We start from the raw sequence: 1,930 nt of genomic DNA, 5'->3' as shown, positions 1-1,930 counted from the left end.
GAAGCTGTAAATGAAACTGTTGATGCAACACGCTGCGACCATAAAGGTAACTGTCAAAATGGTGCAATGTGCTTGACTCACGATTTATGGCAAGAACTCTCCCATCACATTGCCGATTATCTTGCGAAAATCACTCTGGCTGATCTTGTAGCCCGTGACAACGTACAGACCGTTGCTATTCGCCAAAACGCACCAGGTTTTGATTCAGCTCTTTTATCGGTTACAGGTATTTGACATGAAACGTCCAATTTATCTTGATTATGCAGCAACTACGCCAGTTGACCCACAGGTTGCTGAACGTATGATGGAATGCTTAACCTTTGATGGTACTTTTGGTAATGCAGCTTCTCGCTCACATGCATATGGCTGGCAGGCAGAAGAAAAAGTTGAATACGCTCGCGAGCAGGTGGCCAACCTGGTTAAAGCTGATCCACGTGAAATTGTCTGGACTTCGGGTGCAACAGAATCTGACAACCTTGCGCTCAAAGGTGTAGCTCAGTTCTATGCTTCCAAAGGCAAACACATTATTACCAGCAAAATTGAACATAAAGCTGTACTTGATACCTGCCGTGAGCTGGAAGAGCAAGGTTTTGAAGTTACTTATCTGGAACCACAGCCACAAACAGGTTTAATTACGCCTGAAATGGTTCAGGCAGCTCTTCGTCCGGATACTATTCTTGTATCTTTAATGATGGTTAACAACGAAATCGGCACCATTACTGATGTTGCTGCTATTGGTGAATTGACCCGTGCCAATAAAACCTTCTTCCATGTAGATGCTGCACAGGCAGCCGGTAAGGTTGAAATTGATCTTTCTACCATGAAAATTGATTTGATGAGTTTCTCAGCTCATAAAATCTATGGTCCTAAAGGTATGGGCGCACTTTATGTACGCCGCACTCCACGTGTACGTCTAAAGGCTCAGATGCATGGTGGTGGTCATGAGCGTGGCATGCGTTCTGGTACTCTGCCAACACATCAAATTGTTGGTATGGGCGAAGCATTCGAACTGGCAGGTAAAAACCTCCAGGCTGAACAGCAACGTCTGCGTGTATTGCGTGACAAGCTCTGGAATGGCCTGCAAGATCTTGAACAGGTTTTCTTAAATGGTCACCCGACTCAGAACGTTGCCAACTATTTAAATGTCAGCTTTAATTTCGTTGAGGGTGAATCCTTAATGATGGCACTTAAAGATGCTGCAGTTTCAAGTGGTTCGGCCTGTACTTCTGCAACCCTCGAACCATCATATGTACTGCGTGCACTAGGTTTGTCAGACGAACTTGCACATAGCTCTATCCGCTTCAGTTTCGGCAAATATACAACTGAAGAAGATATTGATCACGTATTGGAAATTACCAAAGCTGCTGTTGAGAAATTACGTGAACTTTCTCCGCTTTGGGATATGTATAAAGAAGGTATCGACCTTTCTTCAGTTGAATGGGCTGAACACTGATTTATTGAAATAAGTGTTTTTACCCTCATATTAATATTAAGGCTGACCCCGAGGTTTGGAGAAGCATCATGGCTTATAGCGAAAAAGTAATTGATCATTACGAAAATCCCCGTAATGTGGGCGTGTTAGATAAAAACGCAGAAAATGTAGGTACTGGCATGGTGGGTGCACCAGCATGTGGTGACGTTATGCGTCTTCAGATTCAAGTGAACGATAGCGGTGTAATTGAAGAAGCACGTTTTAAAACTTATGGTTGTGGTTCTGCTATTGCTTCAAGCTCCCTAGTTACCGAATGGTTAAAAGGCAAGACTCTTGATCAGGCGCAAGCGATCAAGAATATTGATATTGCGACTGAACTCGCATTACCGCCGGTTAAAGTTCACTGCTCTGTATTGGCAGAAGATGCGATTAAAGCAGCTATTGAAGATTATCGTAGCAAGAAATCTCAAGCCTGATTAGACGTATCCTAGATAAATT

3 protein-coding genes are annotated in these 1,930 nt (G+C 43.4%); all 3 read left to right on the top strand.

Translation table 11 applies throughout. The features are described 5' to 3' along the window. Positions 1 to 234: Rrf2 family transcriptional regulator (locus B3X18_RS02555; RefSeq protein ID WP_286935109.1), on the top strand; the 234-nt coding region annotated here is incomplete at its 5' end. A gap of 1 nt (position 235) precedes the next feature. Beyond that, positions 236 to 1,453, top strand: coding sequence for an IscS subfamily cysteine desulfurase (locus tag B3X18_RS02550; protein ID WP_005014567.1), 1,218 nt, complete (start codon positions 236 to 238; stop codon positions 1,451 to 1,453). Positions 1,454 to 1,521: 68 nt separating this feature from the next. Next, positions 1,522 to 1,908 carry a Fe-S cluster assembly scaffold IscU gene (gene iscU / locus B3X18_RS02545; protein ID WP_005014568.1) on the top strand — a complete coding sequence of 129 codons (387 nt, stop codon included), beginning with the start codon at positions 1,522 to 1,524 and terminating at the stop codon, positions 1,906 to 1,908. Positions 1,909 to 1,930 lie beyond the last annotated feature (22 nt).

Origin of the sequence: Acinetobacter sp. UBA6571 (assembly GCF_002434085.1) — a bacterium.
Taxonomy (GTDB): Bacteria; Pseudomonadota; Gammaproteobacteria; order Pseudomonadales; family Moraxellaceae; genus Acinetobacter; species Acinetobacter radioresistens.
Note: the sequence above shows the minus strand (reverse complement) of the source record. Positions and strands in the feature narration are given on the sequence as shown.